The organism is Fluviicola chungangensis, from assembly GCF_007558725.1.
GTDB lineage: Bacteria > Bacteroidota > Bacteroidia > Flavobacteriales_D > Crocinitomicaceae > Fluviicola > Fluviicola chungangensis.
Genome location: NZ_VLPL01000003.1, coordinates 238,448 through 254,021 on the forward strand (window position 1 = coordinate 238,448; position 15,574 = coordinate 254,021).

Genomic DNA, 15,574 nt, shown 5'->3' on the forward strand with positions numbered 1-15,574 from the left:
ACGAATTAACTAAATGGTTTACTGATGTGGTTTTAAATAGTGTTATTTAGCTCATTGATTTTGAGGGGAATGAACGAATTAACTAAAAGGTTTACAAAGCATAGCTTATATACTTACCGGTTCTCATTTTCTGGTCCTGGCTCATAAAAAGCAACGGTACCTATAAGCCTAATCCTTCGGCTGGTATTTCTTCAATCCGATAATCGTAATATCATCCGTTTGTTCATGCCCTTCCGACCAATTGGACCAAGCGTTTTCAAAATACTTTTTTTGCAAGGGCATCGATTCCACTTTGATCTTCTCAAGCAATTCACGTATGCGTTTGAAGGAGAACTTTTTGTTTCGGATAGATCCGAACTGTTTTTGGAAACCATCTGTTATCAGGTATAACTGATCTCTGTCAGTGAGCGTAATTTGCCTGTTTTCATAAATCTGTATTTCCGTATCCTGTTCGATTTTAGTTGATCGGTAAAGTAAAAATTCTTCCTGGTGAATGTGGATCAGTGCAACCCCGCTGGTTGCAAATTGGATTGAATCTTTTTCAAAAACGACCACCAGTGCATCCATTCCCTCTGTCGTTAACGTATTGGTTCCGTGATGCAGTAATTTGTGCAATTCACTGTTCAATCCGTTGAGAATTTGCGCAGGATCATCAATCTTCCGTTCAATGACCAATTGATTCAATAAATTGATTCCGAGAATAGTCATAAAAGCTCCCGGAACGCCATGTCCCGTACAATCCGCCAATACAAGGATTAGCTTGTTCCCTGTTTGATGTGTCCAGTAAAAGTCCCCGCTAACAATATCCTTTGGCTTAAAGATCACAAAATAGTCTTCGAAATGTGTTCCAATTTCAGAAGCTTTGGGTAATAAACTGTATTGAATGCGTTTAGCTGAATTGATACTTGAAGTAATGTCTTTGTTTTGCTGTTCGATCAATAATTCGTTGGCTCTTTTTTCAGTGATGTCCCGTGCAAGAGCAGTAAACCCGATGATGCGTTTTCTGGATCCCGGTTCAAACACGATGGAAGCGTTTTGTCCCAGCCAGATGATCCGTCCTTCTTTTGTCCGGATAGGGAATTCCAGGTACGTATTTTGAATCCGGTTAATAATTTGATTGCGGAAGAAATCTTTTACGATTTCCCGGTATTCCGGGTGAACGATCGTCACAGAATCTTTCCCAACGAGGTTTTCATTCTTATAACCGAAAGTTCTGCTGCTCATCTCATTCAGATAGGTGAAGTTTCCATCGATATCCGTATTGAAGATCATGTCGTGCGCATTTTCCACCAATGACTGGTAATTGGTCGTCAGAGTCAGTTTTTCAGTCACATCCTGTCCCATGATCACGCGAACGGAATCGGAAAAGTATTTGCACGACCACTCGATCCAAATCACTTCCCCCTTCTTGTTATACATCGGGACCAGGAATATTTTTCCGTCTGAAAATTCATCCCCCAGTGAAAATTCACGCATTTCAGCAGAAACAACGATAGGATTGAGGGTAGAAAGTGATTTCCCGACTATCATGTTCGAATCGATATGCAGCAGGTTCGAAAGATTTTTACTGCAATATGTAATGATTCCCTTTTGATCGAAGGAAATTGCCATCATGTTCCCTTTGTTCAAAATGTTACTGACGAAAAACAGCTTTTCGAGGGAGTCGTTTCTCAAATAAGTCACCATTACCGTGAGTGCGGAAGAAACTCCCATCGTCAGAATAAAAAGCACACTGTTGTAAACAGGATTTTCAATCCAGATCAGCATCAGGACAGAAACAGAGATTTGAAGCAGGCAAATGATGATGATGGACCGGATGTTATTCAACATGTAAGGTAAGGCACTGGATATAAGTACAATTGCGATTACCGGGTAGGGATGGATATTGGTGATAAAGAGCAGGTAGAAAAATTGTACGAATAACACCAGCAGAGAAAAGTATAAACTCAGGCTGTTAATCCTGTCCAAACGGTTTCTGCGCCCCGAAAATTTATGTGTAGCATACCCGACAACTAAAACCGAACTGGCAATAAAATTCGCTGTTATGCTTCCAAGTTTGTTGTCAACGAAGTAATAAACGATCAAACCGGTGATCACATTACTTAAGGCACCGAATAGAAGCAATTTTGGAACAAATCTCGGATCCAGCGAATTGTAACTGATCTCATAAAGGTTGATCCGCATACCGGTTCGTGTCCATTCAAGGTAACCGATATTTAGTAGCCCGAGAAACAGGATGATAATGACAATGAACCACTTGGATTGCCAGATAGGATTGTGGATATGGATCGGGTATTGGGAAATCTCGGAAAAATTAATTCCGTCAAAACTCGATCGTACTTCCAAACGGTAGGAACCATTTTCCAGTTCAGGTAGTTTCATTTCACCCGAACTGTTCAATTTGACCCAAAACTTATGATAACCGCCGATCCTATAGTAATATTCCAATCCGCTGTTTTTTGACAGAATGGTTTTGAATGTGAGGTATTTTCCCTGATCAACATCCCGGATCACTCCATTTTGAAAAAGACGACCTTTGATAATGATAGGTTTTGGCGGGACCGGGTAGTTTTTTAAGATTTCCGTATTGATCAGAAATAAGCCTTCTGAAGTTCCGACAAATGATTTGTTTTCGTCCTGAAAAACAGCCCGCATATTGGTCTCATAGCCCTGAAATCCATTTTTTTCGTTGTAATTCTTGTGATAAACAACTTTCCCGGCTTTGTCCATTTTGAGAATATGGATTCCCAGGTTGGTCCCGATAATCAGGTTTCCAAGTTTATCCGAAGAAAGGGTGTAAAACAAATAGGAAGGCAAGATCTTTTGGTCATCAATAATGATGAGGTGGTGATTTCGGTCAATTCCAGCGATTCCACGATCCAATGTAAACCAAAGGTTCCCGTAGAGGTCCTTCGTTGAATTTCCGACATAGGAACCAATAACATTGAAATGAGAGAGGTGATCGGTTTCATTGGTTGCAGGATTCAATTTTAGGATTCCCTCGTTGGTTCCCAGGTAAAGGAATTTACCGTCAGCTGATTGCTGACCGCAATAGAAGTAATCCGGCGAGAACTTCATTTTTATTTTAGTGCTCGTTCGGGTCTTCGGATTATAGCAATAAAGTCCTTTTTGAACCGGGGCAAACCATAGTTTTTCCCCGTCCCAAATAGCAAACTTGATGCGCTTACCCTGTTGTTCGGGAATCGTTGTTTCCCTGATTTCACCTCCTTTTAATTCAAAGATTCCCGTTTCCGAACAAATCAGTGTTCCCAGCGGACATTCTAAAATATGATTCGCCCGAAAATTCTTTTTGACTTTAAAATCCGGTGAATACAAAGACCCATAATAAACCTCGTTCTTTCCATTTCCCAATAAAAATTCATTATTGCGCGTTCGAAAAACCTGGAGGATCAGGTTGTCCTCAAAGATTGGGCTTAACTTCACCTTGGTAAACGGTTCAATGCTCACTTTGGTAATTCCCTGGGAAGTATTGATCCAGTAATCTCCCGAGTTATCAATAAAAAGATGGTAAATAGTTCCCAACTCTTTATTGTAGTTGGGAGCAATTCGCTTCAACTTGTCGTCTTCAATTGAAAAGAGCTGTTTATCTGAATGGTTGAAAAGAATGCGGTTGTTCTTGGAAGTAACATTTTCAATCGGATCGATGGAAAATTCAAAGCCCGAAGGATCAATAGTCCGTCTGAAAATACTTCCGTTATTGGAAAAGTAATACGTATATTTATTTTTCCCCGTTTCGTCAAACAAGACCAGCTTCTTTTGATAATAGGAGGCAATCTTAAAATTTACCTTCGGTGAATTCAGCCAGTTGCTTAATGGTGTGATTTCGGTTGAACTGATAAAATAGGAGTCTTTGTCGGTAATCAGTATATTTCCGTATGGAGTTTCCAATAATTGGACACATCTGCTGATGTAACCCGATAAATATGGTTTTTTAATCAGGACTTTGCCCTTCAGGTCGGTTACGATGAGGTAATTATTTGTAATGATTGAAAGGTTGTTTTGGCATTTCGCGATGCGCAAAGCTGAACCCTCTGCTTTAGGATTTATTTTGTAGAACAAATGGATCCCGTTATTGTAATAGTTCAAAACACCGGCATAGAGCGTAGAAAAATACAGCTCGCCGTTGATAAGAGAAATTCCTGTGACGTGATAAGGTCTGTCGAGGCCTTTGGCACTGTGAATCGACTCGAAAGTAGTCCCGTTGAACCGGACAATTCCGTTACCGTCGGTTCCGATCAATAAATGCCCCAACTCATCTTGTGTTGTTGTAAGGGTGGTAGTGATTTTTAAACCGTCCTGGTGATTGAATTCTTGAAATGTATATAACTGGGCATTAAGTTGTTGACTCAATACAAGTAGTGAGAATGCAAAAATAAGTGTGCGCAGTTTCAATAGTTCTTAAATGGGGGATAAAGGTAGTAATTAAAGAGAAATAAATGTATTTAAGCTTTGATTTTTAATTCTTTAGCTACGATTCTGCCGGTTGTTTTTAATTCATTCAGGTCCGGACCGTAAATTGTTACGTGTCCCATCTTGCGAAAAGGCTTGGTGGTTTGTTTTCCATAGAGATGAACACTAACACCTTCCCGGGAAATCACCTGTTCCAGGTTTTCATACTTTGCAATCCCTTCATATCCGGGTTCTCCCAATAAATTAATCATCACACCGGGTGTGATTAGTTTTGTAGAACCCAACGGGGCATTGACGATACTTCTCAAATGTTGTTCGAACTGGGAAGTATAGCAGCATTCGATCGTGTGATGTCCGCTGTTGTGAGGCCGGGGGGCTATTTCGTTGATCAGGATTTCATCGTCGGCAGTAAGAAAAAGTTCTACCGCCAGAATACCGACCATTTGAAGTGAATCAATTACTTTCAATGCGATTTCACGTGCTTTTTTCTCCACCTCCTCTGAGATTTCTGCCGGTGAAAACAAGAACTCAACCAGGTTTGCAACGGGGCTGAACTCACATTCTACTGTCGGATAGACTACACTTTCTCCCGCTTCATTTCTGGCAACAATAACCGACAATTCTTTGGTAAAAGGAACCATTTGTTCAATAACATAAGGAGTGTCAATCAGTTGGTCAAAATCAGCTGCGGATTTCATGATTTGAACGCCTTTTCCGTCGTATCCCCCTTTTCGCCATTTTAGGACATACGGAAAAGGAATGTTTTTAGAGATTAGTTCTTCTTTTCCGTTCACTAACATGAATTCAGCGGTAGGAAGGTTGTTTTTCAGGTAAAACTCCTTTTGTAACCCTTTGTCCTGGACAATTGCCAGTACGCCGGGTTGCGGGAAAACTTTAATTCCCCTGTTTTCCAGTTCGTGCAGCGCTTCCACATTCACGTGTTCTATTTCCACGGTAACAACATCTTTGTTGCTCCCGAACTGAACAACCGTATCGTAATCCTTCAGAGAGCCATGTTGAAAAGAAGTTGCCAAATACCTGCACGGGGCATCTGCATCCGGATCAAGACAATGAACATGAACATCATAATTAAGTGCTTCCTGTATAAACATCCGGCCCAATTGACCGCCGCCGAGCATTCCGACTTTGTATGTGTTTCCGTTCCATTGTTTTTTCATACTGCAAAGATAGTTGGTTTAAACATATCTGATTTCACAAGTCAGGTGATTTCAATACAGATATACCGGATCAGTAGCACAAGATTCGGCGAAATAATCCGATTTGAGCTATTTCTTTGTGATTTAAGCCAATAATTGGCGCAAAAATCCTACTTTTGCACATAAAATTAGACGACAAAGTGCTTCAGCTCAACGATAAATTATTTGAGATTTTTATCCAAAAAGAAAAAATTCAGGCAGAGATTTCGGCATTAGCTTCGCGATTGGAGCAGGATTATACCGGAAAAGAGGTGGTATTTATTGCCGTTCTGAACGGAGCATTTATGTTTGCCGCTGATTTAATGAAATATTTCCGGTCTTCCTGTGAGATCACCTTTGTGAAAATGAGTAGTTACCAGGGGATGCATTCTTCCGGTCGTGTGGACGAAGTAATCGGCCTGAATACATCGATTAAAAATAAACACGTCGTTATCCTGGAAGATATCGTGGATACAGGGATTACCATGGAAAAGTTGTTTACCTTATTGTCGGTTGAAAAACCTGCAAGTCTGGAAATAGCGACCTTGTTGTTCAAACCGGAAGCATTTAAAGGAACACATACCCCAACATATATCGGGTTTTCGATTCCAAACAAATTTGTAGTGGGTTACGGCCTTGATTACAATGAATTGGGAAGAAATACCGAACACATTTATCAACTAAAGGGAGAAGAAGAATCCCATTAAAAGAAGAACGTATGTTGAACATCGTACTATTTGGCCCTCCTGGAGCAGGGAAAGGAACACAGTCTGAAAGATTGATTGGCAGATACAACCTGGTACACTTATCGACAGGAGATATTTTCCGTGCAAATATTAAAGGCGAAACAGCATTAGGTTTATTGGCAAAAAGCTATATGGACCAGGGCAATTTGGTGCCGGATGAGGTGACTATCGATATGCTTAAAAGCGAAGTATTGAAACATGAAAATGCGAAGGGCTTTATTTTTGATGGTTTCCCGAGAACAAATGCACAGGCCCAGGCTTTAGACTCATTTCTTGCATCTGTCAATACAGAAATTACGATGATGATCGGGTTGGAAGTGGCCGAAGATGAATTGCGTGAACGTTTGAAAAAACGTGCTGAGATAAGTGGAAGACCGGATGATGCAAATCCGGAAGTGATTCAGAACCGGATCAATGTTTACAAGAACGAAACAGCACCGGTGAAAGATTATTACGAAAAACAAGGAAAATACATTGCAGTAGACGGAATCGGAAGTATCGATGATATTTCACAAAGATTGTACGCAGCAATAGACAATAAATAATACGAAAACCCACAGGACGTTAACCGCATTCGAATAGAGTGCGGTTTTCAAGTCTTATGGAGGATCGAAATGTTCAAAAGTTCAAAAAGTTCGAGGGTAACTGGGCTGATTCCGAGTAACTTTGGTTCAGTGTGATCAAATTTGAACATTTAAACTTTTGAACGATTGAACTTTTTCAATAAAAGGAAAAATTATGGCATCAGATAACTTCGTTGACTATGTGAAAATTCACTGTACTTCCGGAAACGGGGGAGGTGGTTCTGCGCATTTTCGACGCGAAAAGTATATTCCGCAGGGAGGTCCCGACGGAGGTGATGGAGGACGTGGCGGCCATATTATTCTTCGCGGAAACAAACAATTGTGGACGTTGCTTCATTTGAAGTACCAAAAGCATATGAAGGCGGGTCATGGAGAACATGGTTCGGGCCAATTGCAAAAAGGAGCGCAGGGAGAAGATAAATACATTGAAGTTCCACTCGGTACGTTGGCAAAAGATGCCGAAACAGGAGAGACCCTTTTCGAGATCACGGAAGACGGGGAAGAAAAAATCCTGGTACCGGGAGGCCGCGGTGGTCTGGGAAATGATCATTTCAAATCATCAACGTATCAAACGCCTCGCTTTGCACAACCCGGAGAACCTGGACAAGAAAGCTGGATGATCCTTGAAATGAAAATTTTGGCAGATGTGGGATTGGTTGGGAAACCGAATGCAGGAAAAAGTACGCTGCTCTCTGTTTTATCTTCAGCAAAACCGGAAATTGCAGATTATCCGTTTACAACGCTCAGACCGAACCTGGGAATTGTGAAATACCGTGATTACCGTTCATTTGTAATGGCAGATATTCCGGGAATTATTGAAGGAGCACATGAAGGAAAAGGCCTGGGATTACGTTTCTTGCGCCACATTGAGCGAAATTCGTGTTTGCTTTTCATGGTTCCTGCAGATGCAGACGATATTCACGAAGAATACAAATTACTGCTAAACGAACTCAAACAATACAACCCGGAATTACTGCACAAGGAACGCTTACTGGCAATTACCAAGTCGGATATGCTGGATGACGAATTGAAAGAAGCAATCAGTAAGGATTTACCTAAGATCCCGTATGTGTTTATTTCTTCCGTGGCTCAGCAGGGACTGACTGAATTGAAAGATATGATCTGGAAGCATTTGAACCATGTTTGATTACCTGGAATCCATTGATAGAAGCATTGTTCTGGCAATAAATGGCTGGAATACACCATTTTTGGATCAATTTTTCTGGTACGTGACAAAGACGTCTACCTGGATTCCTTTCTATTTTCTGCTCCTGTATTTCATCTGGAAGAATTATGGGCTCAGAACGACCTTGTTGTTTTTGGGAATGGCTTTGGTGATGATTGCTATTGTAGATAGTTCAACCACATTCTTTTTCAAGGATACGATCATGCGATATCGCCCTTCTCATAATTTATTACTGGAGAAGCACCTCCATTACTTTATGGAGGACGGGCATACCTATCTCGGAGGAAAGTATGGTTTCTTTTCTTCTCATGCGTCCAACAATGCTGCTGTGGCGTTACTTGCCTGGTTTTTCCTGCGCGGGTTTTACCCGAAAGTGAAGTGGGTACTGATCTTTTGCGTGGCATTGATCGGTTTGAGCAGAATTTATCTGACGATGCACTACTTATCCGATGTACTTTGTGGCATTATTTGGGGAGTTTTGTGGGCTTTTGTATTTTGGAAATTCTATCAGCGTTTTTTTTCAAATAAAACAAAGGTAAAATGAATGTCTTTTATGTCTTCCTGGGAGGTGGTATAGGCTCTTTATTGCGATTTGGGATCACACAATTGGTTCTTCAATTTCCAAAATCTGTTTTCCCTGTAGCGACCCTGGTATCTAATTTGCTTGCTTCTGCATTACTCGGTGTTTTTCTCGTACTTCTGATGAAAGTAAAACCTGCAAATGCGGAATCATTCCAGGCATTTTGGATCATCGGGATCTGTGGAGGATTCAGTACGTTTTCAACTTTTGCAAAAGAAAACCTGGAACTGATGGAAGGCGGGCAGTGGTTGATCGCTGTTCTGAATATCCTGATTTCTATCAGTTTCTGTATCGGGATGGTTTACCTGGGACGAAAATTAGTTTGAAACTTGAACTAATTGATACATTTAGTGGGCACGATTAATCGCGTCACTAAATGTTTATAGAATTCTTCTTATTGTTGATTACGCAACAGGAATCAATTGTTTGATTCGTTCTGCTAATTCCGCACGTTTTTCAACAAACTTGGACAAATCAACGGACTTCATTTTCCGTTTGATTTGTATTTCTTTGAATTGGTGCGCATATTCATAGCTCAACCGCCATAAAACAGGTGTGATGAAATAGTACAAAACACCCAAAGACCAATGTGGCAGATACCATTTGGTGATCAAAATGATGATTGGGATATTGTAAATAGAACCGATGATTTTGGCCATCATCATTTTAACGGAACCCCAGAATACTTTCCGTTTCATGATCTTTTCAGTCAGTTTTTTGGATAGGATATATGGAATAAACCCATGAATAGTTCCTATAAGTGCAAAAGGCCACATTAAAATTAAATAAAGCCAATTGTTCCAGGTGCTTACCAGTTCCGGGTGTTGTTTGGCAATGACAAAACGGTCCTGGACTTTCATGCGTTTTTCCAGGTTGAAGTAAGCATCCAGGTCCTTTTGAAGTGCCAGGATCTCCGTGCTTTCATCTGTCACATTTTCATTGATCCAAATCCCCAGTTTTTTTGCATATTCCCAGCGTTTGATCAGTGGAATGTGATCGTCGTGATTTGCATTGTTGAAGCCTTTTCGGGTGATTTGCATGATGCCCTCCAGCAAGGAATAACGAGTCGGTTTGGCAACATATACAATGCATTGCTGCATGTCTTTTTCAACCAGTTTTGTGACCTCATTAATGACTTTATTCGGGTTCTCGAGATACCTTTCTTTGTAATCGTTCAGGCAAATTTTCGGACCATTGTCCAGGACGAATTCCGAACCAATGGTATTCCGGTCTGAATAACTGATCCCAATGCCGGAAATGTAGATCTTTTTGCTCCAGTTAATTGCTTCCAGAGCACCGAAACCCATTCGTATCGGACCTTTTTTCACCGGTTTCAGCCCCCTGATCGGGGTGTCATCCGTAAAACCTTCCCCGAAAATCAGAATGTTCCGCCCCATTTTCAAGGATTGATTTACTTTTTTGAATACATCGGTATTTTTTCCTTTCATATCGCCGCCGTCATGCTGACGATAAATAGGGGTCATATGAGCCGACCAAAGAATGGGTTTCAGCCACCATACAAAGACGTCTGATCGGGTCATAAAGTGAACGATCGGCCGGTTCATCGCCCCGATCATGATCGGGTCCATAAATGAATTCGGGTGATTACTCACATAAATGGTACTTCCGAATAGTTCTTTGTGTTTGTTTAATACAAGAAAACGTTTGTAAAAGAGTCTGAATGAAATATTTAAAGATATTTTAAGCAAAAAATAAAACGGACGCATAACGAGTGTACTTTTTACAAAATTAGCAATACTTGAAAATTAGCATTTATTCTTCCGGATTTTGTTCGATCTGCATCCCTCTTCGGTTATCAGGGTGTTTCTTCCACCGGCACCGGATTCACTTTTTCATCCTGCTTAAATTCCTTTTCCATATTTCGTTTGTGGCCGAAAATAAACCCTAAACGAATTTCGTGCGAAGTATTTCCGAATTTCTCGGTAACCCCGTTTCCGAATTCAAAGGAATAAGAGACATTGAAGCGCGCCAATAAGTTTATTCCGAAACCAACTCCGATAGCAGATTGTCTTCTGTAGGAAAGGCTAACCCATCCCATACGCATGTAGTGCAAACGCATCGCGATATCGTAACTGATGGGGGCGTGTTTCGCGGATTTGAACTGAACGATGGGTTCCAGCCCGTAGTTTTTCCCTAAATCGAACCGATAACTAGCCAACATGAAAAGGTGTGGCTGAAACGTACTTTCCGTCGTTATACTGCTCAAACGCGTTTTGTTGTTAAAGAGCTGGCTTCCGCTTAAACTTACCAGTAAACGGTCATTGTAAACTAGTAAACCGGCTTGTGCATCCAGGTAATTTTGTGAAGCAGCGATCCCGATATAATTGGCATAAGCCTTATCGTTTGAATTTCCAAGTGTTACCTTGGAATTATCTATTCCGAAATTTGACCAGCCGACGCCCAAACCGATCCCTGCATTTAGCTTTTGAGACAAAGGAATATGAACACCGATATTTGCCTTCACGTTGGTTCGTGTAAACGGACCGATGATGTCATTGATAAAAGTCAAGCCGGCAACTTGTTTGTAGGAAACCGTGCGTTGAGGGGTGCTGTAAAAAGTTTGCCCGATCGAGGAAAGTTCACTCAGCAAGGCTTTCGATTTGCGTTTTTTGAAACGCACCATGCTTTGAATCCCTGCAAAAGTGGTCATAGGTCTCCCGTCCACTCCGGCATATTGCAACCGATTCCCAACGACCACTTCGGCTACATTCATCAATCCGCCTGCTGCCGGATTAATTAAGAATGGCGAAGAAGCTGTCTGGGTAAATTGAATGTCCTGTTGTCCGAAGGTTAATCCTGCAACTGAAACACATGCGATAACGATTATTTTTTTCATGGGTAATAGGGATTAACGGATAATACTGATTGAACCTTTGATTGCTTTAAAATCATTGTTCGGAGATACTATTTCATAAAAATAAGTCCCGAACGGAAGATCGTCTCCTTTAAAAGTTCCGTCCCATGGTTCTTCATATCCGGTTGATTGGAACACTTTGGATCCCCAACGATTGATAATCGTCACTTTGCAATCCGGGTATGTTTCATACAGGTTAGGGATAAGGAACAGGTCATTGTCTCCGTCATGATTCGGTGTGAATACCGTTGGAATATCAAAAGTTGCCTCACCGCAGTTGGTTAACTGGATGCGTAAGGTATCTTGTGTAGCACCACAAAAATCGTGAGTATGTCTGTAAAGAAGGACTAATTCTCCGGGAGCACCGCCGGTCAATTGCGTATTCGGGTTGTATTTATTGGTCAAGGTGCCCGTACCCGCCAGTTCGATCCAATAGGTTGCCTGATCGCTCCCCGGTTGATTTCCCTGGAGATTTATCGGTAACTGATTCAAGCAGATCGTGGTATCGGGAGTAAGCACCTGTGCAACAATCGGAGCATAAATGATACTGCTGTCTACTGTGCTGGGGCAACCGTTGGTTGAAATAGTCCAGTAAATGGTATGATATCCGTCGGGAATAGAAAGAATGGTTGCCACTGGAGCATGAGTATTATTGAACGTAATCGCGGAATTACTCGACCAGGTTCCCTGGGCTCCTGTTCCCGGATTGTTTCCCTGGATGATGTAATTTGTTGCAGCACAGGCATACATGGAATCCTGGAGATTAGCCTGAGGAGGTGGCATATTCACGACAATTCTTACGGTATCTCTTGTAGAGCCACAGGTTGGTGAAGTTACTACCCACTCGAAGGTGTTTGCACCCAAGGAAAGATTTTGTACAGTGGTTTGTAACGCGTTCGGATTGGTAATGGTTCCACCGCCGGTTAGCATATTCCAGGAACCTGTTCCGGATTGGATGGCTTGTGCCTCAATACTTGTTGTGAAGGTATTGCACAGGTAAATCAAACTGTTCGGGATAAAAGCGGTATCAGGATATTGAAGCACCTCCACGGTAAAAGAACAGCTGCTTGTATTACCTGAAGAATCTTCGATCTGATAGGTTTGCGTTGTTGTCCCAATTGGGAAAATGTCACCCGAAGAAACTCCCGAAAGGTCTGTCTGTGAAATCGTAAAATAGCAGTTATCCGTTCCGATAGGATTCCCGTAATTAACTAGTGGATTGCAGGTTGAAATATTGTTCGGACACGTAATGGAAGGTGCCTGGGTCTCGATAATGGTGAAGCTGGTAGCACACGAGGAGGTATTCCCTGCCAAATCGGTTACGGTAATGGTCACAACATGTGTTCCTGAAATTAAATTCGTTCCCGGAGCCGGTTGTTGGGTTAAAGAATATCCCATACAGTTGTCGCTTACCGTAGCAAAGGATGTCAAGTCAGGAATCAGTGCATAACAGGCAACTCCGTTGTTGACAGATTGGGCAGGAGGGCAGCTAATGGTCGGATTGATGGATTCGATGGGAATGGTTTGCGTAATGCATGTACCGATATTACCGGAAGTATCCGTATACGAAATAACAATTCCGACCGGGTTGCTGACAACCGTTCCCGGAAGCGGGTTTTGTGAGAATGTCAACAGGTTGGAAGGAGAACAATTGTCAACTGCGCTGTGTGTTCCTGCCAGGTTCGGAATGGTCATGGAACACGTTCCTGAAATAGCCAGGCTGGTATCGCTCAAACAGGTAACGATCGGATCCAAGGTATCAATTGCAGTGATAAAAATAGAACAGCTTCCGATATTTCCGTTTAAATCAACGGCAGTCATTAAAACAGTAATGGAGTCGGAAAACAGCAAAGTAGCCGGTTTGTCCTGGGCAAATACCAAAGAACTGCTCGCGGTACAATTATCTGTTGCGGAAACCAATGGAACCAGGTCTCCAACCAATGCCAAACACTGGTTATTCACCGGTATGGAAAGGGTAGCAGGACAGTTGATCACCGGCAGCGTTAAATCCTGGACGGTTAAATTGAACTGACAAACCTGGTCATTTCCTTCCTGGTCAATTGCCTGGATGGTGATGCTGTGTACACCTGTTGGCAGGGAATTTCCAACTGCCGGACTTTGGTTCAGCAGGAAAACGGTTGAACAATTGTCTGTTACGGTAGCTTGGGATGTAAAGCTGGCAATATCATAGGTGCAGCCGTTGTTCGTAGAAACAGTTTGGTTGGCCGGACAGGTGATTTGAGGAGAAATTGTATCGAAGAAAAGGATGTGTGTAAAACAGCTTGCAGCGTTTCCCGCCAGGTCCGTCACGGTGACAAATACGTTTTGCGTTGCTGTGATGGTGGTCCCGGCAGCCGGTGCCTGGTTAAAAACCAGGGATACGGCGGGTGTACATGCTTCATTTACTGTAACGCTTGGAACCAGGTTCGGAACGAGCGCATCGCAGGAAGCAGATGCATAGACACTGTCCAAAGCCGGGCAAGTAGGTTTTGGTGCAACGGTATCCAGTACGGTCAGCAGAAAGTTACAACTTGTGTTGTTTCCTGATGGGTCCGTTGCCTGGAGTGTAATCATGGTATTGGTACTGACCGTTGTTCCTACGGGAGGTGTTTGAACGGTAGAAACTATTCCGCAATTGTCATTAACGGTTGCAAGTGCTCCAAAATCAGCCAGCGTCAGTTGGCAGAAGAATTCGTCCGTGTAACCGGTTGAAGGGGAAGGACAAGTAATCGTTGGTGGAGTAACATCACCGGATATACCCTGAATCCTGAAATTGTCAATCGCAGGAGCTTTGTTTCCAATATTTGAATCGTTGTATGTGAACCGGAAACCGATCCAGAAAACACTGTTATCAAAACTGCCCGGGAGCAATTGGTTAAATCCGGTATACGTGGCGTTTGCAACCAGTTGTGTTGAAACAGGTGTCCAGCTTGCTCCGGAATTGGTACTGCAGACCAGTTCCAGGTAATCCAACCCGCTCTCACCCTCTACCTGAATTTCCGCGAGGATCCGGATGGAACTGTAACAGGCAGCATTCACCGGAAGATAAACAATGGCTGTTTCCGTTCCGGAAGCTGAATTGGCATAACCATAATGCGTAATTCCGGTCGGGGTACAATCATTCGTAACACCGCCTGAAGTAATGTACAATGCCGAGTTTCCGCCGTTGTTGGTGCAGGATCCCTGGACCCATTGGTTTGGTCCGGTAGTACTCACCGTATTCCAGGAAAATGCGCCTTCAAAATTATCGGTTATGAAGGTTGTTTGAGCCAGTAGGTGTGCACTCCATTGCATAAGAACGGCGGACACAAATAGGAGTATCGATTTATTCATAATTTAAGTTGGACGAGGCCCAAAACTAACAGAAAATTCAATAAAAATAAGGGGAAATACTCCACAATGAGGTAATAGTTTTCAACGATGGGGATTAATCGTTAGATTTGCAGACAAAATAAACGCAAATGGTTGGAATTATCATGGGCAGCACTTCAGACCTGCCAATTATGCAAGACGCTGCAGATATATTAAAGGAGTTTGGAGTCCCGTATGAGTTAACCATTGTTTCTGCTCACAGAACTCCCGAACGGATGTTCGAATACGCAAAAACGGCTTCGGGAAGAGGGATCCAGGTGATCATTGCCGGGGCAGGAGGAGCAGCACATTTACCGGGGATGACGGCAAGTTTGACTCCGCTTCCGGTAATCGGCGTTCCGATTAAATCAAGTAATTCAATCGACGGCTGGGACAGTTTGTTGTCCATTGTGCAGATGCCGAACGGGATCCCGGTTGCAACAGTTGCGATTAATGCAGCAAAGAATGCTGGAATTTTAGCGGCAAAGATCTTGGGAGCTACCAACCCGGACCTACAAAAAAAATTGAGCGCTTACATGGAATCAATGAAAGAAACCGTGTTGGAAGGTGCAAAGAAAGTAGAGCAGAGCAGTAAGCAAGCGTAAATGAAGTACTTTTGCATGCG

11 protein-coding genes are annotated in these 15,574 nt (G+C 42.4%); 6 read left to right on the forward strand and 5 right to left on the reverse strand.

Annotated features, from left to right (window positions below; translation table 11 throughout):
* Positions 1-168: 168 nt before the first annotated feature.
* Entirely contained in the window at positions 169-4,371 is a 4,203-nt protein-coding gene (locus FO442_RS07310; protein ID WP_144332514.1) for a PAS domain S-box protein, read from the reverse strand.
* A gap of 92 nt (positions 4,372-4,463) precedes the next feature.
* Positions 4,464-5,609 (reverse strand): 5-(carboxyamino)imidazole ribonucleotide synthase, encoded by a 1,146-nt coding sequence (locus FO442_RS07315; protein WP_246073828.1) that lies wholly within the window; start codon positions 5,607-5,609, stop codon positions 4,464-4,466.
* 155 nt (positions 5,610-5,764) lie between these two features.
* Here FO442_RS07315 and hpt point away from each other — a divergent pair, with 155 nt between their 5' ends.
* From hpt to FO442_RS07340, 5 genes are all read left to right on the forward strand, one after another.
* A complete protein-coding gene (gene hpt / locus FO442_RS18980; RefSeq protein WP_342777660.1) occupies positions 5,765-6,334 on the forward strand; it encodes a hypoxanthine phosphoribosyltransferase in 570 nt (189 codons plus the stop codon).
* Positions 6,335-6,345: 11 nt separating this feature from the next.
* Positions 6,346-6,918 (forward strand): adenylate kinase, encoded by a 573-nt coding sequence (locus tag FO442_RS18985; RefSeq protein ID WP_144332515.1) that lies wholly within the window; start codon positions 6,346-6,348, stop codon positions 6,916-6,918.
* A gap of 193 nt (positions 6,919-7,111) precedes the next feature.
* Positions 7,112-8,104, forward strand: a complete 993-nt coding sequence (obgE, locus tag FO442_RS07330) for a GTPase ObgE (RefSeq protein ID WP_144332516.1) — start codon at positions 7,112-7,114, stop codon at positions 8,102-8,104.
* Positions 8,097-8,687 (forward strand): phosphatase PAP2 family protein, encoded by a 591-nt coding sequence (locus FO442_RS07335; RefSeq protein ID WP_144332517.1) that lies wholly within the window; start codon positions 8,097-8,099, stop codon positions 8,685-8,687. The genes obgE and FO442_RS07335 overlap by 8 nt, the downstream gene beginning before the upstream one ends.
* Complete coding sequence (locus FO442_RS07340; protein ID WP_144332518.1) at positions 8,684-9,049, forward strand: fluoride efflux transporter FluC; 366 nt, start codon at positions 8,684-8,686, stop codon at positions 9,047-9,049. Before FO442_RS07335 ends, FO442_RS07340 begins: the two co-directional genes overlap by 4 nt.
* A gap of 78 nt (positions 9,050-9,127) precedes the next feature.
* Here the strand turns inward: FO442_RS07340 and FO442_RS07345 are convergent, their stop codons facing one another.
* The 3 genes from FO442_RS07345 to FO442_RS07355 all read right to left on the reverse strand — a co-directional run bounded on the left by FO442_RS07345 (position 9,128) and on the right by FO442_RS07355 (position 14,931).
* Positions 9,128-10,450 carry a 1-acyl-sn-glycerol-3-phosphate acyltransferase gene (locus FO442_RS07345; RefSeq protein ID WP_144332519.1) on the reverse strand — a complete coding sequence of 441 codons (1,323 nt, stop codon included), beginning with the start codon at positions 10,448-10,450 and terminating at the stop codon, positions 9,128-9,130.
* An 89-nt stretch (positions 10,451-10,539) separates the two neighbouring features.
* Entirely contained in the window at positions 10,540-11,580 is a 1,041-nt protein-coding gene (locus FO442_RS07350; RefSeq protein WP_144332520.1) for a PorP/SprF family type IX secretion system membrane protein, read from the reverse strand.
* A gap of 12 nt (positions 11,581-11,592) precedes the next feature.
* Positions 11,593-14,931: an HYR domain-containing protein gene (locus FO442_RS07355; protein WP_144332521.1), complete on the reverse strand. Its 3,339-nt coding sequence runs from the start codon at positions 14,929-14,931 to the stop codon at positions 11,593-11,595.
* Positions 14,932-15,059: 128 nt separating this feature from the next.
* On the opposite strand from FO442_RS07355, the gene purE reads away from it, so the two are divergent.
* On the forward strand, positions 15,060-15,554 hold the full coding sequence (gene purE / locus FO442_RS07360; protein WP_144332522.1) for a 5-(carboxyamino)imidazole ribonucleotide mutase: 495 nt from the start codon (positions 15,060-15,062) through the stop codon (positions 15,552-15,554).
* Positions 15,555-15,574 lie beyond the last annotated feature (20 nt).